Source organism: Catenulispora sp. GAS73, from assembly GCF_041262085.1.
Classification (GTDB): Bacteria; Actinomycetota; Actinomycetes; order Streptomycetales; family Catenulisporaceae; genus Catenulispora.
On record NZ_JBGCCM010000021.1, the window covers coordinates 173,145 to 192,952 of the forward strand.

The 19,808-nt window shown below is 70.8% G+C and carries 16 protein-coding genes; 4 read left to right on the forward strand and 12 right to left on the reverse strand.

Annotated features, from left to right (window positions below; all coding sequences use genetic code 11):
• Positions 1-255: 255 nt before the first annotated feature.
• The 5 genes from ABH935_RS29900 to ABH935_RS29920 all read right to left on the reverse strand — a co-directional run bounded on the left by ABH935_RS29900 (position 256) and on the right by ABH935_RS29920 (position 5,885).
• Positions 256-1,113 carry an SDR family NAD(P)-dependent oxidoreductase gene (locus ABH935_RS29900; protein WP_370381266.1) on the reverse strand — a complete coding sequence of 286 codons (858 nt, stop codon included), beginning with the start codon at positions 1,111-1,113 and terminating at the stop codon, positions 256-258.
• A complete protein-coding gene (locus ABH935_RS29905) occupies positions 1,113-2,588 on the reverse strand; it encodes a flavin-containing monooxygenase (protein ID WP_370381267.1) in 1,476 nt (491 codons plus the stop codon). The genes ABH935_RS29900 and ABH935_RS29905 overlap by 1 nt, the downstream gene beginning before the upstream one ends.
• A gap of 283 nt (positions 2,589-2,871) precedes the next feature.
• Entirely contained in the window at positions 2,872-4,152 is a 1,281-nt protein-coding gene (locus tag ABH935_RS29910) for an NADH-quinone oxidoreductase subunit D (RefSeq protein ID WP_370381268.1), read from the reverse strand.
• A 322-nt stretch (positions 4,153-4,474) separates the two neighbouring features.
• Complete coding sequence (locus tag ABH935_RS29915; protein ID WP_370381269.1) at positions 4,475-5,395, reverse strand: hypothetical protein; 921 nt, start codon at positions 5,393-5,395, stop codon at positions 4,475-4,477.
• 67 nt (positions 5,396-5,462) lie between these two features.
• A complete protein-coding gene (locus ABH935_RS29920; protein WP_370381270.1) occupies positions 5,463-5,885 on the reverse strand; it encodes a DUF5990 family protein in 423 nt (140 codons plus the stop codon).
• Positions 5,886-5,978: 93 nt separating this feature from the next.
• Here ABH935_RS29920 and ABH935_RS29925 point away from each other — a divergent pair, with 93 nt between their 5' ends.
• Entirely contained in the window at positions 5,979-6,416 is a 438-nt protein-coding gene (locus ABH935_RS29925; protein ID WP_370381271.1) for a hypothetical protein, read from the forward strand.
• A 145-nt stretch (positions 6,417-6,561) separates the two neighbouring features.
• On the opposite strand, the gene thrS is transcribed toward ABH935_RS29925, so the two are convergent.
• From thrS to ABH935_RS29940, 3 genes are all read right to left on the reverse strand, one after another.
• On the reverse strand, positions 6,562-7,791 hold the full coding sequence (gene thrS, locus ABH935_RS29930) for a threonine--tRNA ligase (RefSeq protein WP_370381272.1): 1,230 nt from the start codon (positions 7,789-7,791) through the stop codon (positions 6,562-6,564).
• 178 nt (positions 7,792-7,969) lie between these two features.
• Positions 7,970-9,694 carry an ABC transporter permease gene (locus ABH935_RS29935; protein WP_370381273.1) on the reverse strand — a complete coding sequence of 575 codons (1,725 nt, stop codon included), beginning with the start codon at positions 9,692-9,694 and terminating at the stop codon, positions 7,970-7,972.
• Complete coding sequence (locus tag ABH935_RS29940; protein ID WP_370381274.1) at positions 9,691-10,599, reverse strand: ATP-binding cassette domain-containing protein; 909 nt, start codon at positions 10,597-10,599, stop codon at positions 9,691-9,693. The genes ABH935_RS29935 and ABH935_RS29940 overlap by 4 nt, the downstream gene beginning before the upstream one ends.
• 76 nt (positions 10,600-10,675) lie before the next feature.
• On the opposite strand from ABH935_RS29940, the gene ABH935_RS29945 reads away from it, so the two are divergent.
• Positions 10,676-11,293 carry a GbsR/MarR family transcriptional regulator gene (locus tag ABH935_RS29945; RefSeq protein WP_370381275.1) on the forward strand — a complete coding sequence of 206 codons (618 nt, stop codon included), beginning with the start codon at positions 10,676-10,678 and terminating at the stop codon, positions 11,291-11,293.
• A gap of 925 nt (positions 11,294-12,218) precedes the next feature.
• Here ABH935_RS29945 and ABH935_RS29950 read toward each other — a convergent pair.
• A complete protein-coding gene (locus ABH935_RS29950) occupies positions 12,219-12,893 on the reverse strand; it encodes a response regulator transcription factor (RefSeq protein ID WP_194922138.1) in 675 nt (224 codons plus the stop codon).
• A 933-nt stretch (positions 12,894-13,826) separates the two neighbouring features.
• On the opposite strand from ABH935_RS29950, the gene ABH935_RS29955 reads away from it, so the two are divergent.
• Positions 13,827-14,222, forward strand: a complete 396-nt coding sequence (locus ABH935_RS29955) for a BlaI/MecI/CopY family transcriptional regulator (RefSeq protein ID WP_370381307.1) — start codon at positions 13,827-13,829, stop codon at positions 14,220-14,222.
• Positions 14,219-15,238 carry a M56 family metallopeptidase gene (locus ABH935_RS29960; protein ID WP_370381276.1) on the forward strand — a complete coding sequence of 340 codons (1,020 nt, stop codon included), beginning with the start codon at positions 14,219-14,221 and terminating at the stop codon, positions 15,236-15,238. Before ABH935_RS29955 ends, ABH935_RS29960 begins: the two co-directional genes overlap by 4 nt.
• Positions 15,239-15,528: 290 nt before the next feature.
• Here the strand turns inward: ABH935_RS29960 and ABH935_RS29965 are convergent, their stop codons facing one another.
• From ABH935_RS29965 to ABH935_RS29975, 3 genes are all read right to left on the reverse strand, one after another.
• Positions 15,529-16,422: a sigma-70 family RNA polymerase sigma factor gene (locus ABH935_RS29965; protein ID WP_370381277.1), complete on the reverse strand. Its 894-nt coding sequence runs from the start codon at positions 16,420-16,422 to the stop codon at positions 15,529-15,531.
• A gap of 23 nt (positions 16,423-16,445) precedes the next feature.
• Positions 16,446-17,798, reverse strand: a complete 1,353-nt coding sequence (locus tag ABH935_RS29970) for an MFS transporter (protein ID WP_370381278.1) — start codon at positions 17,796-17,798, stop codon at positions 16,446-16,448.
• Positions 17,799-17,859: 61 nt separating this feature from the next.
• Positions 17,860-19,800 (reverse strand): ABC1 kinase family protein, encoded by a 1,941-nt coding sequence (locus ABH935_RS29975; protein ID WP_370381279.1) that lies wholly within the window; start codon positions 19,798-19,800, stop codon positions 17,860-17,862.
• Between the last annotated feature and the right edge of the window lie 8 nt (positions 19,801-19,808).

Below are 19,808 nucleotides of genomic sequence, written 5' to 3' on the forward strand. Positions count from 1 at the left end.
TCGATACGTCACCGACTACGTATTCAGCAGTTGATATAGTGCCGGACGTCGATCAATTCCCGCGCTTCGCCAGGTATTCACCTCTGGACGATCCGCCCCGCCGGATCGAAGCTCTAATGAAAACCGCACCGATCCGAGGAGTCGCACATGTTCCCCATGGGCTTGGTCATCCTCATCGCCGCCATCGTGGCCGTCGCGCTGGCGTTCATCTGTCTGATCGACGCACGCTCGGACCGCTGAGCGACGCTCGCACTGCTAACCACGCCGATTCGCACGCGGGTTCAGCCGCACGAAGAACTCCCAGTACCTCGCCGGGAACAGCCGGGCCAGCACGTCCGGCACCCGCGCCGACAGCGCGATCAGCACCCGGCCGCGCCGGTGCCGCACGCCCTCGATGATCCGGGCGGCGGCGCGGTCGGCCGGGTATGTCAGAACCTTGCTGAAGGCGCGCATGGCCTTCTCGCTCTGCTCCCGGTCGGCGCCGGAAGCCACCCTCGCGTCCAGCGCGATGCGGGTCTTGATACCGCCGGGATGCACGCTGGTCACCCCGACCTCGCCGGCCAGCTCGTGCCGCAGCGCCTCGGTGAACCCGCGCAGCGCGAACTTGCTCGCCGAATACGCGGTCTGACCGGGCGGCGCGATCAGCCCGAACAGGCTGGAGGTGTTGACGATGTGGCTGCCGGCCGACTCCCGCAGGCGTGGCAGCAGCGCCCGCGTCAGGGCCACGGGAGCTGCGAAGTTGACCGCCATCACCCAGTCGAACTCCTCGGCCGAGGTCTGCGCGAACGTCCCGGCCAGCGCCACGCCGGCGTTGTTGATCAGCAGGTTGAGGACCGGTTCGGCGTCGAGGATGTCGGCGGCCACCTTGGCGACCGAGCCGGCGTCGGACAGATCGGCGACGAAGGTGCGCACCCGCGTTTCCGGACGCCGCCGGGTGACGGTCCCGGCGACCTTCTCCAACCGGTCGCCGTCCCGGTCGACCAGCACCAGGTGCGAACCCCGCAGCGCCAGGCCGTAGGCGAGCTGCTCCCCCATCCCGCCGGCCGCGCCGGTCACCACGGCGACCGCGCCGTTGAAGCGGAACGGGGTGAGCTTGGGCGTCACGTCGGCCATCAGGAACCCACTCCCGCCTTCTCCCGCCGCGTCGGCCGCAGCGTCCGGTCCAGATCGGTCCGCAGCGTGGTCGCCGCGTCCAGGATGTAGTTCTGCCGCACCCGCCACGGGCTGCGGTGTCCGGCACGCGGGAACTCCTGGATCGAGCGCTGGATGTACCCCGAGCTCAGATCCAGCAGCGGCCGCTCCCGCAGCGTGCCGTCGGGCACCGGCACCACCGAGGAGTAGCCGCGCGCCGCCATGTGGTTCAGTATCTTGCACACCAGTCGCGAGGTCAGGTCCCCGCGCAGCGTCCAGGAGGCGTTGGTGTAGCCGACGCACACCGCGAAGTTCGGGATCCCGGTGACCATCGCCCCGCGCCACACGAACTGCTCCGCCAGCGGCACCTCGACGCCGTCCACGCTCGGCCCGATCCCGCCGAAGGCCAGCAGCCGCAGCCCGGTGGCGGTGACGACGACGTCCGCCGGCAGCACCTCGCCCGACTTCAGCCGGATGCCCTCGGGCACGAACGCCTCGATGTGGTCGGTGACCACCTCGGCCTTGCCGGAGCCGATCGCCCGGAAGAAGTCCGCGTCGCGCGCCGCGCACACCCGCTGCTCCCACGGGTTGTAGCTCGGCGTGAAGTGCTCGCGCACCATCTCCTCGTCCTTCACGACCCGGGAGACCAGCTTGGTGAACAGCTTGCGCGCGGCTTGGGGACGGCGGCGGCAGAACTGGTTGACGCCGACCGTGAACGCGATGTTCTTGGCCCGGATGATCCGGTGCGCGACCTTCGACGGCAGCACGGCGCGCAGCTGGTCGGCCAGCTTGTCCCGGCCCGGCAGCGGGCTGATCCAGGTCGGGGAGCGCTGGAGCATGGTGACGTGCCCGGCGTCCGCGGCCAGGGCGGGGACCAGGGTGACGGCCGTCGCGCCGCTGCCGATGACCACGACCCGCTTGCCGGCGTAGTCCAGGTCCTCGGGCCAGAACTGCGGGTGCACGACTGTGCCCTGGTAGTCCTCGATGCCCGGGAAGTCGGGGGTATAGCCGCTGTCGTAGTTGTAGTAGCCGGCGCAGGAGTAGAGGAAGTCGCAGGTCAGCGTGCGGCGCTCGACGGTTCCGTCGTCCCCGGCCTGCTCGACCGTGACCGTCCAGCACGCCTGCTCGCTCGACCAGTCCGCGCCGACCACCTTGGTCCGGAACCGGATCTTCTCCTCGATCCGGTACCGCCGCGCGGTGTCCCGGACGTAGTCCAGGACCACGGCGCCGTCGGCCAGGGAATCGGCGCCCCGCCAGGGCTGGAACGGGTATCCCAGCGTGAACATGTCCGAGTCCGACCGCACGCCGGGATACCGGAACAGGTCCCACGTGCCGCCGATCGCGGCGCGGGCCTCCAGGATCACGTAGCTGCGCTCCGGGCATTCGGTCTGCAGCCGGTACCCGGCACCGATCCCGGACAGGCCCGCGCCGACCACGACCACGTCGAAATGCTCCATGTCCCTCAGTGTGGCCGACGATGCTTTACGCGACAAGGATTTGTGTAAAGAAGATTCCGACACGCCTTAGCCGAGGTGCCTGCCGTGCAGGTGGTGGTGGCGGATGTGGGCGATGGTGCGATGGCGGCGGATTTTGCCGTGGCGTCGCCGCATCTTGTGCTTCTGGTTCATGTGCGTCCCCTTTGCAGAGTCCGATTGGTTCGAACCTAGTCACGGGACGTGCGCAGTCAATACCTGTGTGAAGTCGCCGCCGAAGCCGTCCACGCCACGCCGGCGCCGCACGTCAGCGATCCGCCCCGCCGAGCACCGGGTCCACCGAGGCCACCACCGCCACGACGTCGGCCAGCATCCCGCCCTCGGCCATCGACGACACCGCCTGCAGGTGCGTGAAGGACGGGTCGCGCAGGTGGACGCGGAACGGCCGGGTCCCGCCGTCGCTGACCACGTGCGCGCCGAGTTCGCCGCGCGGGGACTCCACGCAGGAGTACACCTGCCCGGCGGGCACCGCGAAGCCCTCGGTGACCAGCTTGAAGTGGTGGATGAGCGCCTCCATCGACTGCGCCATGATGTGCTGGATCCACTGCTCGGAGTTGCCCAGGCCGTCGGCGCCCAGCGCCAGCCGGGCCGGCCAGGCGATCTTCGGGTCGTCGAGCATCACCGGGCCGGGTTCCAGGCGGTCCAGGGCCTGCTCGACGATGCGCAGCGATTCGGCCATCTCGTGCAGGCGGACCAGGTAGCGGCCGTAGGCGTCGCAGCCGGTCTCGGTCGGCACCTCGAAGTCGTACGTGTCATAGCCCAGATACGGCTCGGACTTGCGCAGATCGTGCGGCAGGCCGGTGGCGCGCAGCACCGGCCCGGTGACGCCCAGGGCCATGCACCCGGCCAGATCGAGGTACCCGACGCCCTTGGTGCGGCCGATGAATATCGGGTTGGCGTTCAGCAGGCGCTCGTAGTCCAGCAGCCGCTTCGGGAACTCCGCTATCAGTGTCCTGATGTCCTCGACGACGCCGTCCGGCAGGTCCTGCGCCAGGCCGCCGGGCCGCACGTAGGCGTGGTTCATCCGGTTGCCGGTGACCGCCTCCAGGATGTCCAGGATCGGCTCGCGGTCCCGGAAACCGTTGGTCATCACGGTCATCGCGCCGAGCTCCATGCCGCCGGTGGCCAGCGCCACCAGGTGCGAGGAGATGCGGTTCAGCTCCATCAGCAGGACCCTGATGACGTTCGCGCGCGGCGGCACCTCGTCCTCGACGCCGAGCAGCGCCTCGACGGCACGGCAGTACACGGTCTCGTTGAACAGCGGCATCAGGTAGTCGGCGCGGGTCAGGAACGTCACCGCCTGGGTCCAGTTCCGATACTCCAGGTTCTTCTCGATCCCGGTGTGCAGGTAGCCGATGCCGCAGCGGGCCTCGACGACGCTCTCACCCTCGATCTCCAGGATCAGCCGCAGCACGCCGTGCGTCGAGGGGTGCTGCGGGCCCATGTTGACGATGAGCCGGTCCACGCCGCCGGGTCCGGCCCCGGGCTGGCGCTCGGCGTCGCGCAGGACTTCGTCCCAGTCGTACATATGGGGCATTTTTCCGCACCGAGGGAACTCCTGCCACCGGATGGGACGCGCAGCGCAGAACGGTACGCAATATGCCGGTGGGACATCCGCCGAAGAGGTCTCATTCGCGCGTATATTCGAAGAGGATGGACTGCCGCCGGGTGTCCTGCAGGTACTGTCCGGCGGCGTCGATGCGGGCGGGGCGCAGGTTTGCGCGGCCGCCGGCGTCGGCCGTGGCGGTCGGCCGCCCGTCCGCCGGGCCGGCCGGCCGCCGCTTGGGGGCTGCTCGGGGGCTGCTCGGGTGGCGCTCCAGCGCAGGTCGGGACCTCGGGGTTTCAGAGCGTCAGCAGGCCGGGCCGAGCTTGGCGCCGGGCTTGAGCGACGTGAGCGCCTGCCATCCGGGTGGACTGGCGTTGTCGATGCGGCCGTAGACCCAGGTGGCGCCGTAGCCGTTCACGGCGTGGCACCAGATGTACATGTGCTGACCGCTTCGGAAGGATCCGAGGCTGCCGCAGGTGTCGTAAGGGCCCGAACGCAGGGTGGACGCGCCGGCCGCGAAGCCCTTGCCGTCCTGGGCGGGAACGTGCGTCGTATGCCAGCCGGTGCAGACCGCGGGAGGCTTGCCGGCGGCCGGCGGCGGCTTCGGCGGCGGCGTGATCGCGGCGGGCGGATTCGCATTCTGATTCCCGAACGCGCCGTTCTGTCCGCCGCTGCTGGTAACGCTCTGGCCGCCGGGCGCGGAAGTAGCACCGTCCAGCGGCTGGCCGCCGTTCTGCGCGCCCTCGGTGGGGTCACCGGCGCCGGGCCCGAACGCCGCGTTGGACTTCCCGTCTGCGGCGGAGGAGGTCGATGGGGAGGATCCGTGGGTCAGCGATATCGCGCCGATCGCCACTGCCACGGCTGCGGCGGCGCTGGCTCCGATGACGAGGTTGTTGCGTCGCCGGCTGCCGTCGGGTATCTCAGGGCCCTCCCACGACGGATCCCAGGAGACTTCCGGGACCGGTTCCTGGATCTGCTGAGGCGGCGCCTGCGCCTCGGCCGGTCGCAGAGCCGCCGGTTCCGGTGCCACGGATCGCTGACGCGGCGCGAAGCCGGGCGTGCGCGCGGGGATCGCCTGGACCTCCGGCGGTATCGACCACACCGGCGTCTGGAACGGATTGCCAGTCGGCGTGCCGCCGCTCATCGACAACCCGGCGGCGTGCCCCGAGCCCGGTACCGTCCCAGGTCGCGACGGCGGTATCGACTCGATCGCCTTGTCCGTCACAACCCACTCCCAGTCCGCCAGTCCGCCGCGCGGCAACAACGTGTCAGGAGTCTAATACCGGCGCCAGTCAGCCCGCGGTCCACTCCACCGCCGGCGGCACCAGGCGGGCCGTGACCGGGTTCCCCTTGGCGTTGGTCAGCCCGCATCGGGCCGACAGCCTGCCGGCGGCGACACCGGCCTCGAAGACGTCCTGCGGGATCCCGGACAGCATCAGCTTCGCGCGGCAGAACATCGCGTACTCGCCTTCCTCGCCGATCCGGTACCACGACAGGTACACGAAGCGTCCGCCGATGCCGTCCGTCACGTGAACGCCACGCAGCGTGCGCTCCCCCTGCTTGTTCGTGAACGGCTCGACTGTCAGGTCCCAGGACGCCTCGGCGGCGTCGGCCGGCACCGGCTCCAACATCGCGTACGGCTTGGCCCTGGCCTGGACCGCGACCACGACGCCCGGCGTCCCCGGCAGGTCGCGTCCTTCAATGCGCAGCAGCATGTGACCATGCTCGCATGCCGGTCGGACACCGCCACGGCGCCGCCGCGCTGCGTATCCTTTTGCGGTGAACAACCGAGCGACGGGGGCGGGACGATGACGATCTGCGAAGTGCGGCAGGCGGCGGACCGGCACACGGTCGAGTCCTGGCAGCGGCGCGAGCCGGCGCTCCCGGCGGTCGCGGTGCTGGGCATAGGCCCGGTCGCGGACCGGCTGGCCGAGGCGGCGCAGGCGCTCGTGGCCGACGGCGCGGCGCTGCGCCTGATGGCCGACCCCGAGTACCTGGTGGTCCTCGGTGAGGAGGCGGCGCTGCCCTGGGTGGACGGCGCGCGCTACCTCGGCTGGGACGGCAACGCCCTGACTCTGACCACGCACCAGGTGCTGCCGGCCGCCGACCTGTGGCGCGAGGGCGCGCTGGCCGCCGCCGACGCCGACCCGGCCTCGCTGGTGATCGTGCTGCCGGACCAGGTGCTGATCGCGGCCGGGGTCGAGGCGGGGATCGAGATACCCGCCCCCGCCGCGCAGACTTCCTGAGCGCGGGGCGCACCGAACACCGGGGCCGCGTCCAGCTCGCCGCTCGCCCCGCGATACCGAGTCGAGGCACCGCGGCGCACCGCCGTAGCCGACTCGGCGCGCGACCCAACCGGCCGCCGCGCGCCTCCAGCCGCGCCCCGCACCCCTACTCACTCCACAGCAGCCTCCCCCGAGCCGCCACGCGCTCCCCGATCCGTTTGCCCGCCTCGGCCACCGACATCGGCTCCAGCCGCCGCCCGTCGCGCAGCCGGATCGCCACCGCCCCCGCAGCAGCCTCCCGTCCCCCGATCACCGCCTGGTACGGCACCAGCCGCGCCTCCCTGATCCGCGCGCCGAGGCTGCCGCGCTCCGGATCCAGCACCTCCGAGCGCAGCCCGAGGTCCAGGCACAGCTCGTGGAACTCCCGCGCCGCACCCGCCTCGTCCTCCCCGACCGGCAGCACCGCCACCTGCACCGGGGCCAGCCACGCCGGGAACGCCCCGCCGTGCTGTTCGATGAGGTGCGCCATCACCCGCTCCAGGCTGCCCACAATGCTCCGGTGCACCATCACCGGCCGGTGCCGCGCCCCGTCGGCGCCGATGTACTCCAGCCCGAACTGCTCCGGCTGGTGGAAGTCGATCTGCACGGTCGACAGGGTCGACTCCCGTCCCGCCGGGTCGGCGATCTGCACGTCGATCTTCGGCCCGTAGAACGCCGCCTCGCCCTCGGCCTCCTCGTACTCCAGCCCGGAGGCGTCCAGCACCTCGCGCAGCATCCGGGTGGCCCGCTCCCACATCTCGGGCTTGTCGACGTACTTCCCGCCCGGCCCCGGCAACGACAGCCGGAACCGCGCAGCCTCGATCCCCAGCGCCGCGTAGGCGTCCCGGATCAGCTGCAGCGCGGCCTGCGCCTCGGCGGGGACCTGGTCCAGGGTGCAGAAGATGTGTGCGTCGTTCAGGGTGATGGCCCGCACCCGGGTGAGCCCGCCGAGCGCCCCGGACATCTCCGAGCGGTACATGCCGCCGATCTCGGCCATCCGCAACGGCAGTTCGCGGTAGCTGTGCGCGCGGGAGCGGTAGATCAGCGCGTGGGTCGGGCACAGGCTCGGCCGCAGCACCACCTGCTCGGCGCCCAGGTCCATCGGCGGGAACATGTCGTCGCTGTAGTGCTGCCAGTGGCCGGAGATCTCGTAGAGCTCACGCTTGCCGAGCACCGGCGAGTACACGTGCTGATATCCGGCGCGTCGCTCGACGGAGCGGATGTACTCCTCGACGGTGTGGCGCACGACCGCGCCGTCCGGGAGCCAGTACGGCAGCCCGGCGCCGATCAGCGGATCGGTGTCGAACAGTTCGAGCTCGCGGCCGAGCCTGCGGTGGTCGTGCTGGACCTCGTTCATGGGACCTTCTCCTCGCCAATGCTCGATAGGGATCGGGTGGGGCGAGGGTCCCGGGAACGGCGAAGCCCCGGGGCACTCGCCCCGGGGCTTCGTAGCTGGTTCAGGAATCAGCGCGCCGGGACGGTGTCCGGCGTCGTCGTCTGCATGGCGCGCTTCATGTGATCAACGGTAGCAGATCTCAGGCCGACGACACATCCCTGCGTTGCACGCCGACCAGCCCCGCGACGGTCAACACCGCGGCCACCGCCGTCATCCACACCAGCGGCGTCCAGTGGAACACCCCGCCGGGCACCTTCGGGATGTGCGTGTACGGCGTCAGGTCCAGGAACCACTGCCCGGCGTTGATCAACGGCCCCAGATACGCGATGAACACCAGCACGCCGAACACCCCGTACGCCGCCGACGTCCACTTCGGCACGAGCCCGAACAACGCCACCGCGGCCGCCGCGACGATCCACAGCGCCGGCGTGGTGACCAGACCGGCCTTCACCATCTGCCCGACGTAGCCCCAGAAGTCGCCCAGCACCGCCCCGGCGCCGACTCCCACCCCGAGCCCGCCGGCGGCCATCACCAGCGCGCTGCCGACCGCCGGGAACACCAGATGGCTGCCGACCCACGCCAACCGCCCGGCGGACCCCGACAGCACCGGCTCGGCACGTCCGGAGGTCTCCTCCCCGCGCAGCCGCAGCACCGCCTGCACCGCGTAGAAGGCAGCGGCCATCCCGAGGAAGCTGACCGCGGTCGCCAGATAGGAGTCGGTCAGGCCCTTGGCCCCGCCGTAGCGGCCGATGATCTTCTGGACCTGCTGGTTGTCGTTCAGCAACTGGTCGATGCCCTTGGCGATGGAGCCCATGACGATCCCGAACACGAACATGCCGGCCATCCAGCCCAGCAGCGTCGGTTGCTGGAGCCGCCGTCCCAGGCCGAACACGCCGCGCAGCCCCGGCCCCGCTCCCGCCGGCCCCGGACGCTGCGGCAATAGCCCGCTGCCGAGGTCCCGGGCGTTCTGCACGCGGTAGCCGACGGCGGCGGCCACGACCCCGGCGACCAGCGTCAGGCCGACGACCCACCACCGGTTCCCGGCCCACGGATGCACGCGCTCGATCCAGCCGAACGGCGACAGCCACGCCACCCACCCGGCGCCGCCGCTGTTCCCGGCCGCGTCGCCGACCGTCCGCAGCAGGTACGCCACGCCGAGGATCAGCGCGCCGATCCCGTTGGCGGCCCGGCCGGTCTCGGTCAGCTGCACCGCGACCGCCTGCGTCCCGGCGAACGCCACGCCGACGGTGAACAGGCACGCGCCGAACACCAGCGCGCCGCCGACGCTCTGCCCCAGCGCCAGCATCACCACGGCCGAGAGCAGCCCGATGCCGAAGCACGCGCCGACCGCGATCGACAACGCCGCGCTCAACGGCGCGTCGCGTCCCACGGCGCCCGAGCCCAGCAGCTCCAGCCGCCCGGACTCCTCCTCGGCCCGGGTGTGCCGGGTGATCAGCAGGACCACCATGATGCCGATCAGCAGGCCGCCGAAGCCGAGCGTGCGCCAGGCGGTCAGGGCGCCGAGGCTGTGCGTGTCGTAGAGCGGGCCGTAGAGGGCACGGAGCGAGGGGTTGGTGCCGATGCTGCCGGCGAGCTTGTCGCGGTCGGACTGCGCCGGGTACAGCTTCTTGAGCGAGTACGCGGTGCTGCCGACGGTGGCCAGGAGCGCGTAGATCCACACCGGGAGCATGACGCGGTCGCGGTGTGAGGCGAGTTTGATCAGGGTTCGAAGACCGCCGTCGGCGTTCCTTTGGGCACCGGGCTCGGTGGCGAACTTCGAGGTCTTGTTCGGGTTCTTCGGGTTCTTCTTCGAGTTCTTCTTCGGGGCGTTCTTCGACGCCTCCGGGGCCGTCGCGGTGCTCACGGCTGCACCGCTTCGGGCTCGTAGTGCCGCAGGAACAGCTCTTCCAGCGTCGGCGGCCGGCTGACCAGGGTCCTGACCCCGATCGCGGTGAGGGCCTTGAGCACGCCGCCGAGGTGGTCGGTGTCGACCTGGGCGGTGAACTTCTCGGCGCCGGCCTTGGCGTCGACCTTGGCATCGTGGACGCCGGGCAGGTCCGCCAGGCCGGTCGGGGGTCCGGCGAGTTCGGCCTCGACGGTGGTGCGGGTCAGGTGCCGCAGGTCGGCCAGCGAGCCGGTCTCTACAGTCTTGCCGGCGCGGATGATGTTCACCCGGTCGCACAGCGCCTCGACCTCGGACAGGATGTGGCTGGAGAGCAGGATGGTGCGGCCGCGTTCGCGCTCGTCGGCCACGCACTGACGGAAGACGTCCTCCATCAGCGGGTCCAGACCGGAGGTCGGCTCGTCGAAGACCAGCAGTTCCACGTCGGAGGCCAGGGCGGCGATCAGCGCGACCTTCTGGCGGTTGCCCTTGGAGTACTGGCCGCCCTTCTTGGTCGGGTCCAGCTCGAAGCGCTCCAGCAGATCGGCGCGGCGGCGGGCGTCGACCCCGCCGTGCAGACCGCCGAGCAGGTCGATCACCTCCCCGCCGGACAGGTTCCGCCAGAGCGTGACGTCGCCGGGCACGTAGGCCAGGCGCTTGTGCAGGGCCACCCGGTCGCGCCAGGGGTCGCCGCCGAGCAGGGTCGCGGCGCCGGAATCGGCCCGGATCAGGCCCAGCAGCACCCGGATGGTCGTCGACTTGCCGGCCCCGTTGGGCCCGAGGAAGCCCAGGACCTCGCCCTCGGCGACGGTGAGGTCCAGCCCGTCGAGCGCGCGGGTCCGGCCGAAGGTCTTCACCAGGCCGGACGCGCTGATCGCAGTCGTCATGGAACCGATCCTACTCCGAACTTTCAGAGTTTTGTGAATGTTATGAAAGTGCAAGCGGAACCGCTACCGTGGACAGATGCGCAAGGACGACCGCCCCGCCGGGCAAGACGCCGACCACGAGGCCGACCACGACGCCCGCCCGGCCCCGGACCCGCTGCTGGTGTACATCGACCGCCTCGCCAGCGTCCTGACCGACAGCGGCATCCCGCGCATGCCCTCCCGCGTCTTCGCCGCGCTGATCACCCAGGACGACGGCCGCCTGACCTCCCAAGAACTGTCCGAGATGCTCGACATCTCCCCGGCAGCCGTCTCCGGCGCCATCCGCTACCTGACGCAGGTCAACCTGGCCACCCGCGAACGCCAGCCCGGCACCCGCCGCGACCGCTACCGCGTCCTGGACGAGGTGTGGCAGGACGCGCTGTTCGAACGGGACACGATCATGTCGCGCTGGGAGGGCAGCCTGGCCGAAGGAGTCGCGGTGGTCGGCGCGGAAACGCCGGCCGGGCGACGGCTGACGGAGTCGGTGCTGATGTTCCAGTTCCTGCGCGGAGAGCTGTCGGGAATGCTGGAGCGGTGGCAGGCGCGGCGCGCGGAACTGCGGGCCGAGGGGGATCAGGCTGCGGCGGTGGCGCGGGCGCTGGGGTCGAGGCGCGGGTCGGGGCCGGGGTCAGGGGTGGCGGGGTCAGGGGGCTGAGTCGCAGCACGCATTTTCACCGCGCCCCATTTTTCGGCGCTGCTGGCCTGTGTGTGGGTGCTGGTGGCGGGTGCGGTTTGTTTGTGGGTTGACGGTCAAGGGCGTTTTTTGACGGCTTCGCGCGGGTTTAAGAAGGATCCGCTGGGTGGCGCAGTTCGGTGGTGTGCCTGGGGACGCGCTGGCGGCCGGCGGGTGATGCTGGGCACGACCGCGCGCGGGTCCGAGTCACTGCGCACGCGTCAGGTAGACGGGCGGCGGCCGCGTGTGGGAAGGATTCCCCGAGTCTCGGACGCACCACGTCACGGCCGGGCGTGTGCGCACCTGGTGGACCGTGTCCACACCACAGGCCGGGGTTGTCCCGGGTTCCCCGTCGCGTCGGCGGGCGTAGCCAAGCTGACCGGGCCGGTGGTGTCAAGTCGCACGAAACCCGACCGAAGCAGCAGCGATCCGACTTGATACCACCGGACCGGTCTGCTTCCGTCAGGCGACGACGCGACGGGGAACCCGGGACAAGGCGACCACAAGCAGCGTCCGCCAGCCGACTACGCGGCCCCCCTCCCCGGAGCGAGTGCCGCTCGCCGCGCAGGCGCCGCCGGAGGCCCTGCTTTTGACTTTCGGTGCCCACCACGCCCGGCCGCCGGCCGCCGACCTGACGCGTGCGCAGTGACTCGGACCCGCGCGCGGTCGTGCACACGAACACCGCCAGCCGCCAGCGCATCCCCAGGCACACCACCGAACTGCGCCACCCAGCGGATCCTTCTTAAACCCGCGCGAAGCCGTAAAAAGCTCCTAAAACCCACCAACAAACCGCACCCAAGGGGCTACACCACCCTCAGCTCAATGATCTCAAACCGTCAAGGCCCGAACGAAGGACCCGGCCCGCGAACCGCCCGATCGGACCAGCGCGAGCCCGCCCCCGACGGCCTCACACCCGAATACTCCGCGGCAACTCCGCATCCGCCACGTACCCGATCCCCCGCACCGTGCGAATCAGGTCCGGCACACCCAGCTTCGCGCGCAGCGTCGCGATGTGGACCTCCAGCGTGCGGTTCGCCGACTTCTCCGTGGTGTGCCAGACCTTGCGCAGTATCAGTTCCCTGCACAGCACCGCGCCCGGCGTGCTCGCCAGCAGGTGCAGGAGGTCGAACTCCTTGCGCGTCAGGACCACCGGCTGGCCGTGCACGTTCACCCGGCGCTCGTCGGCGTCCACGACGACCGGGCCGACGCCCAGGTGGTCGGGCCGCTCCGTCGGCGTGCGCACCGCCGCGCGTATTCGCGTCGAGAGCTCGGTGAGGCCGTAGGGCTTCACCACGAAGTCGTCCACGCCGATCCGGCGCCCCTCGATCCACAGGCCGCGGTCGGCGCGCGCGGTGATCGCCACCAGTGCGGCCTCGGTCTGGCGGCGGATGCGCTCGCACAGGGCCAGCGCTTCCTCGTCGAGCAGGCCCAGATCCAGCAGCACCGCGTGCGGCGAGAACGCCGCCATGCCCGGCAGGTCGTCGGCGCGCAGCCGCCGGACCGCGAACCCGTCCAGGCGCAGTGCGTTGTCCAACGCCGGTTGCACCCGGTCATCCCTGCGGCCGGCCACCACTAGCCTCATTCGCCCGTCACCTCACAGCGCCGAAGTGCGCCCGTTACGACCAAAAACCCGCAAAAATCCGGCAATTTATTAACAATGTTTACCAGGGTCCTGCCATTCTGCTCACCCAGCGTGCCGGAAGGCAATACCGCGCGTGTGGGTTTTCTCAACGGATCCTCAAGTCGACCCGCTCCACCAGGGGCGAAAGAAACGGGGCACTGAGCATCGGCCGACCCGTGGCGGCCCCTTGTCAAGAGCGACATCTCCCTACCCTCCGACACAACACACTGAGAGTACGGAAGATCGGACGAATACGCCGAATGCATGACGTGACACCGCGCCGCACGGTGCGGGAGGCATGAATCCGCGGCGGCGTCGGCGATGGTGGCCGCATGACCGTCGACGGCTCGTACATGGCGTGGGCACGTCCCACGCGCCGAGTGCACCTCGCGCTGTCGGTGGGGATGACCGTGACTGGCGTCATCCTCATCGCGGCGGGGAGTTCCGGGGGACCGAGCGCGGCACGGACGGCGCCGGTGCTGGGGCGGACCGCGGACAGTCGGGCTGCGGACAGCATGGTGAGCGGGAGCAGCGGGAGCAGCGGGAGCAGCGGGGCGGCGGGCGGTCCGATGCCGGCAGCGCCGCTGGTGCGCTTCGCGCCCCGCGTGCCGGTTCCGATTCCGGTTCCGGTTCCGGTCGGCGGGCCGGGTGTCGGCACTAAGACGCATTCGAAGCCGCGGTCACACGGTCGGCACGACGCTTCAGTACCGCCGCCGGAACCCGCACCCTCACCAGCCCATCACCTGCCCCAACCCTCCGACCTTTCCCGCGTCCTCACCCCATCCCCGCGCCTCTCCTCGCCACAACTGCCGGCCCACCCGCCGAAGCACTGATTCCGGCGGCGTCTCTGCTGGTCTGTACCCCTGGCGAACGTCTAGGCTTGCGGCCGTGGCGATGCGACAACTCGGGGACCTCGAAGCGGCAGTCATGGACCGCATATGGCGGCGCAACCGCCCGGTGCTGGTCAGGGACATCCTCGACGACCTGAACACCGACCGGTCCCTCGCCTACACCACGGTCATGACCGTCATGGACAAGCTGCACCGCAAGGGGTGGCTGCGCCGCCAGCCCCAGGGGCGGGCGTACGTTTACGAAGCGGTCGCCTCGCGCGAGTCGTACACCGCGCGGCTGATGCGGGACGCGTGGGCGACGAGCGACAACCAGGCGGTGGCGTTCGTCCACTTCCTGGAGCAGCTGTCCGACGAGGAAGCCAAGGCGCTGCGCGCGGCGCTGGAGATCTGTCCCCCGGCGTCGTCCCACCCGGCCCCGGAGGAAGAGCAGACGCAGTGACGGCCGCGCTCCTCCTGGTCGTCTACGCGCTTTCCGTGGCGGTGTTCGCACCGCCGCTCCTCGCCCGGCACTGGCCCTCGGATCGTGCTCCCCGGCTGACGGTGACGCTGCTGCAGATCCTGACGTGCTCGTTCCTGGTGGCTGCGGTCGCGGCCGGGCTGGCGCTGGCGTTCACGCTGGTCGAGGGGCTGTCGGAGCTGTCGCCGGCCCTGGACTCGTGCGCCGATCAGCTCCCGGTGACCGACCACGGCTCCGTCGGCACGGCCCTGGGCCACCTCGGCTGGATCTCGGCGGCCCTGCTCTCCGCGCGGCTGCTGTACTGCCTGGCCGCCACGTTCGGCACGGCCCGCCGTCGCCGCCGCGCGCACAGCGAAATGCTCCGCATACTCGCCACCCGCAACGACGAACTCGGCGTCCTGGTCCTGGACCACCCGGCACCGGCCTGCTACTGCCTCCCCGGCGACGTGGTGATCACCACCGGCGCACTGGAGCGCCTGAGCGCGAAGCAGCTGGAAGCGGTCCTCCTGCACGAACGCGCGCACCTGTCAGGCCGCCACCACCTGATCATCGCCCTCGCCGCCGCCATCCGCCGCGCCATCCCGCACATCAGACTCCTGGCCTACGCCGAACGCGAAACCCGCCGCCTGGTCGAACTCATCGCCGACGACGCCGCCGTCGCCCGCACCGGAGCCCCCACCGTCGCCGCCGCCCTCGCCGTCATCGGCACAGCCCAGGGCACCGACCCCGCCCCGGAGTACGACCCGGTCCCGGAGACCGCCCTCGCCATCGACTCCTCCCCCACCCTCCGCCGCATCCGCCGCCTCCTCCACCTGGACCACCCCCTCACCCGCCGCGGCCACGCCCTGATCATCGCCACAACAACCGTCGCCACGGTGTTACCGGTCGCGCTCCTGGCGCTGTCCGGCGCGACGCTGTTCCGGCCGTGCCCGCCGGACAGCGACAACGGGTGGTCGCGGACCGTGGTGGTGTCGGTGGACGGTGCGGACGGGAGTTAGGGGGCTGATGGGGCACCGCGGCCGACCGCCGCTGCCAAACAACCAGCCCCAGGACCGACCTGCTTCCGCCGCCAAGCACTACGACCGGCCCGATCCCGCCGCCAAGCGTCGAGCACCGCAACCGGCCTGGCAGAACTGCCTGCGGTCCGGCACCTCGATCGGCCCGGTCCTGCACCGCAACCGTGCGACCGACCACGCCGGCCATCCCGCCACTAGTGCCAGGCGGCGGTTGCGTTCAGCAGCGCTCGCCCCGCCGCCATCCCGTGTCCGGACCCCGTCGGGCCAGCTACCTACTCCCCCACCGCGCCCACAACCTCCACCACCATCTCCCCCAGCAGCCCGGCGTCCGCGAGCATCTCGATCCCGGCGATCCGGCCGCCGACGATCGTGAAGTCGAACACCACCCGCGGCGTGCCGGACACCGCCCAGACCAGGCCGGCGGTTCCGTCGAGCAGGGCGAGTTGTGCCGCCTGGGCGCGGCCGGAGAAGACCTCGGCCACGTCGCGGGCGCCGCGGGCGTCCGTGGCGCCGAAGCCAGCGGCCGTGAGGTCGGTGCGGAGCACCACGTCGGGGTCGAGCAGCTTGAGCAGGCCGGCGAAGTTGCCGCCGCGTGAGGCCGCCAGGAAGGCGCTCACCACCTCGCGCTGGCGGCCGCGGTCGGCTTCCGACTCCTCCTCGCCCTGGCCCTGGACCCGGCGGCGGGCGCGGCTGGCGAGCTGGCGTACCGCAGCCGTGGACTTGCCGACGATCGGCGAGATCTCCTCGAACGGGACCGCGAACATGTCGTGCAGCACGAACGCCAGCCGCTCCGCCGGGCTCAGCGTGTCCATCACCACCAGCAGTGCCAGCCCGACCGAGTCCGACAGCTCCGCCGCCAGCTCCGGGTCGGCCAGCGCGTCGCGCTCCGTCGCCTCGACCGCCTCGGCGCCGGCCGGCCCCTCCAGGTCCTCCTCGCCGTGGTTGCGGCGCGCCCGCAGCACGTCCAGGCACACCCGGCCGGTCACCGTGGTGAGCCACCCCGCCAGGTTCTCCACCTCCGCCACGTCCGAGCGGTTCAGCCGCAGGTACGCCTCCTGCACGGCGTCGTCCGCCTCGGCCAGCGAACCGAGCATCCGGTACGCCACCGCCAACAGGTGCGGACGCTGCGACTGGAAGAACTGAGCGAGCTGATCGGCGTCGGTCATGGCTCCACATTCTGCGGTCAGGATCAGGCGGTCACCACTTTGACGTCCGCGTTCGCGGGAATGTGACAGCCGTCGGAGGGTTCTGGATCACTGATACCACCACCATCGTCAACCACGCCAGACTCACGAGCCCCACCAGACTCATGCACCCCGGAATTCACCGTCCCCCGCAGCAACACCCCCGCCACAACCGCCGCCACCACGCTCACCGCAGCCGTCGCCGCGAACCCCCACCGGCTGTCAGTACGGTCGGTGAGCTCCGCGACCCCGAGCATCACCACCACGGTCGCCGCCAACCCGCCGCCGTTCGCCAACCCGAACGCCCTCCCCGCGTGTGCCTCGTCCACGCTCGTCAGCACCAACGACCGCGACGCGATCCGCGCCGTCCCGAACGTGAACGCCCCGATCGCGACCCCCACCGCCAGAAACCCCGGCCCGAACTGCGGCTCCAGCACGAACACCGTGTTGCACGCCAGGAACCCGACCACCGCGATCGGCAGATCCCCGAACCGCCGCCCCACGACCTTGTAGAACACCGTCGCCGCCAGAAACCCCAGACTCCCGACCGCATCGACGAGCCCGAACAACCCGGCCCCGCGCCCCCACTCCCCCATGACCAGCTTCGGCAGCAACGCGTTGAACACCGTCACCACCACGCTCCCCTGCGCGTAGAGCACGATCAGCCGAACGAGCGGAACGTACGACACGGGCCCCGCGCCGCCCGCACCACCCGAGCCGACAGGAATCCGAGCACTCACAACCGAATCAGCGCCTGTGTTTAACTCCGGTCTCAGCTCCAGAGGACGCCGCCCCACCGCCGCCACCAACCCGGCCGACACCACGAACGTCCCGGCGTTGAACACCAACAACGGCGAAGCCCCCAACCGCTGCACCAACAACCCACCGACCGTCGCCGACAACAACATCCCGGCTTGCGTCGCCATCTCATAGTTCGCGTTGAACCGCCGCACCTGCGAAGCCCGCACCCGCTCCTTGACCATCGCGTTGCTCACCGGAAAGAACAGCGCCGCCACCACCGCCAACGCGAAGTTCGCCGCGTACACCCCCGGCCCCCTCGCACCCCCCGAGGTCAACCACACCGGCAGAGCCAACGCCAGCACCGCCGACGTCACATCGCAGCCGATCCACAGCCGACGCCGGTCGTACCGGTCGGCCAACCTCCCGAAGTACGGCGAGAGCACCGCCTGGGGCACCGCGACCGCGATGAACAACAACCCGACCGACACCATCGTCTTGTCGCTGCGGATCATCAGCAACGCCCCGGCGATCAACTGCACGTTGTTGCCCAAGGCGGTCACGAAAGCCGCGGGCACGAGCAGCCGCTCGGCCCGCCGCGTGGCGCTTGCGAGTTCCATACGTCCCAGTGTCAGCAGGGTCACTGACACCGACTGTCAGCAGTAGGGAGACAGTCCCGCCTCACTCCTCCGGACGCCGAAAGACCACCACCAGAATCCGCAACGCCAACACACTCGCCACCGCCAGGAAGCTGTACCCGAGGAACTGGTACAGGCTCACCGCCTTCCCGACCATCGGCCCGTTCTGCCGCCCGACCAACAACACCCCCATCAGCCCGGACGTCGCCGCGATCACCGTGATCAGCACCTGGTGCACCAGCCCGGTCACCACATCCCGGTCCCGCCGGTCGGCGAACAGCCGCACGTTCACACTCAGCTTCCCGCTCTCCAGCGCCCCGACCAGCCGGTCCACTCGCCGCGGCAGCCGCCGCAGCATCGGCACCAGCGCCGCCAGCTCGGTCACCGCCTCGCGCTTGAGCGCCGACGGCGTCAGCCGCTCGGCCGCGTACCCGCCGGCCAGCTTGCGCGCCTCGGCGACGATGTCGAAGTCCCGCGCCAACTCGGTGAGCGTCCCCTCCAACGTCCCCAACGCCCGGAACACCGCCGCGACCTCGGCCGGGACCGCCAAACCGTACGAGCTGACGATCCGGAACAGATCGGTGAACATGGCGACGTCGAACCCTGAGTTGCTGCGCAGATGCCGCGCGGTGAACCGCCCCAGGTCCCGCTCCAGCGCGGCCTCGTCGATCTCCTCCGGCGCCGTCATCACCTCCAGCACCGCATCGCACAGATACAGCGGGTCCCCCGCGTCGACGGCGGCCAGCAGCCGCTGCATCGAGGACCGCAGCGAGGAGTCCAGACGCCCGACAGATCCGAAGTCGAGCATCCCGAGCCGGCCGTCGGTCAGCAGCAGGATGTTGCCGGGATGCGGATCGGCGTGGAAGACACCGTCGATCATCATCTGCCGCAGCAAGTAGTCCAGCAGCCGCTCGGCCAGCTCCCGCGACGAGATCCCGCGCTCGGCCAGCTGCGGCATCGCGCGCCGCAGCGGCACGCCCTCGAACCGCTCCATCACCAGCACCCGCTTCGACGAATGCTCGGTGAACGCCTTCGGCACCGCCACGCCCTCGACCCGCGTCACCCCGACCGCCGCCAGGTTCCGCGCCTCGATGCAGAAGTCCAGCTCCTCGCGCAGCGCGGCCGCGAACCCCGAGGCGAGCGCCACCGCGCCCAACGACCGGGCCCACGACGTGCGCCGCTCCAGCGTCCGGGCCAGCCGCCGGATGATGTCCAGGTCCCGTTCCACGACGGTGGTCACGCCGGGCCTGCGCACCTTGACCACCACCTCCTCGCCGGAGACCAGCCGCGCGGAGTGCACCTGCGCGACCGACGCTGCGGCCATCGGCTCACGGTCGAAGCGATCGAAGACGGAGGCGACCGTGCCGTATTCGGCGACCAGGACGGCCTCTATCTCCGGCCACGGCACGAATGCGGCCTCGTGCTGCAACAGCGACAGCTCGTGGACCACCTCGGCCGGCAGCAGGTCCCGCCGGGTGGACAGGATCTGGCCGAACTTGATGAAGGTCAGCCCGCCCTCGTTGAGCGCGCCGCGCAACGACCGGCCGATGTTCGCCTGCGGACGTCGGCCGCGCAGGTACGGTCCGAGGCCGTGGCGCATCAGGATCATGGTGAACCGCCAGTAGCGGCGCGAGCGTGCCACCCGCTGTCGCAGGCCACTGATCCACTCCAGCGGCGTCGGCAGGCTGCCGCTGGGGGCGAGCACCTCGGCGACCACCAGGAACACCATGCTGGGCAACAGGATCACCAGCAGCGCCAGGACCAGCAGCAGCGGCTTCGTGGAATCCGCGAGGGAGCCGTCGGGCAGTTTGGGCCCGAGCATGGCGGTCAGGATCGGCCCCGACATGGCCCAGGAGATCCCGGCGGCCAGGATCAGCCGGGTGGCCGAGAACCGGACGCCGAGCAGGCGGCGCACAACCGAGGCCAGCACGACCACCGTCAGGATCCACGTGAGGACGAACAGCGGCCCCTGCAAGTAGCTCATGCGGCGAC

Bases quoted from the DNA above. Each gene is read 5' to 3' on its own strand.
- ABH935_RS29900 (WP_370381266.1), bottom strand. From the start codon at position 1,113: ATGGCCGACGTGACGCCCAAGCTCACCCCGTTCCGCTTCAACGGCGCG.
- ABH935_RS29905 (WP_370381267.1), bottom strand. From the start codon at position 2,588: ATGGAGCATTTCGACGTGGTCGTGGTCGGCGCGGGCCTGTCCGGGATC.
- ABH935_RS29910 (WP_370381268.1), bottom strand. From the start codon at position 4,152: ATGTACGACTGGGACGAAGTCCTGCGCGACGCCGAGCGCCAGCCCGGG.
- ABH935_RS29920 (WP_370381270.1), bottom strand. From the start codon at position 5,885: ATGCTGCTGCGCATTGAAGGACGCGACCTGCCGGGGACGCCGGGCGTC.
- ABH935_RS29925 (WP_370381271.1), top strand. From the start codon at position 5,979: ATGACGATCTGCGAAGTGCGGCAGGCGGCGGACCGGCACACGGTCGAG.
- thrS (WP_370381272.1), bottom strand. From the start codon at position 7,791: ATGAACGAGGTCCAGCACGACCACCGCAGGCTCGGCCGCGAGCTCGAA.
- ABH935_RS29940 (WP_370381274.1), bottom strand. From the start codon at position 10,599: ATGACGACTGCGATCAGCGCGTCCGGCCTGGTGAAGACCTTCGGCCGG.
- ABH935_RS29945 (WP_370381275.1), top strand. From the start codon at position 10,676: ATGCGCAAGGACGACCGCCCCGCCGGGCAAGACGCCGACCACGAGGCC.
- ABH935_RS29950 (WP_194922138.1), bottom strand. From the start codon at position 12,893: ATGAGGCTAGTGGTGGCCGGCCGCAGGGATGACCGGGTGCAACCGGCG.
- ABH935_RS29955 (WP_370381307.1), top strand. From the start codon at position 13,827: ATGCGACAACTCGGGGACCTCGAAGCGGCAGTCATGGACCGCATATGG.
- ABH935_RS29965 (WP_370381277.1), bottom strand. From the start codon at position 16,422: ATGACCGACGCCGATCAGCTCGCTCAGTTCTTCCAGTCGCAGCGTCCG.
- ABH935_RS29970 (WP_370381278.1), bottom strand. From the start codon at position 17,798: ATGGAACTCGCAAGCGCCACGCGGCGGGCCGAGCGGCTGCTCGTGCCC.
- ABH935_RS29975 (WP_370381279.1), bottom strand. From the start codon at position 19,800: ATGAGCTACTTGCAGGGGCCGCTGTTCGTCCTCACGTGGATCCTGACG.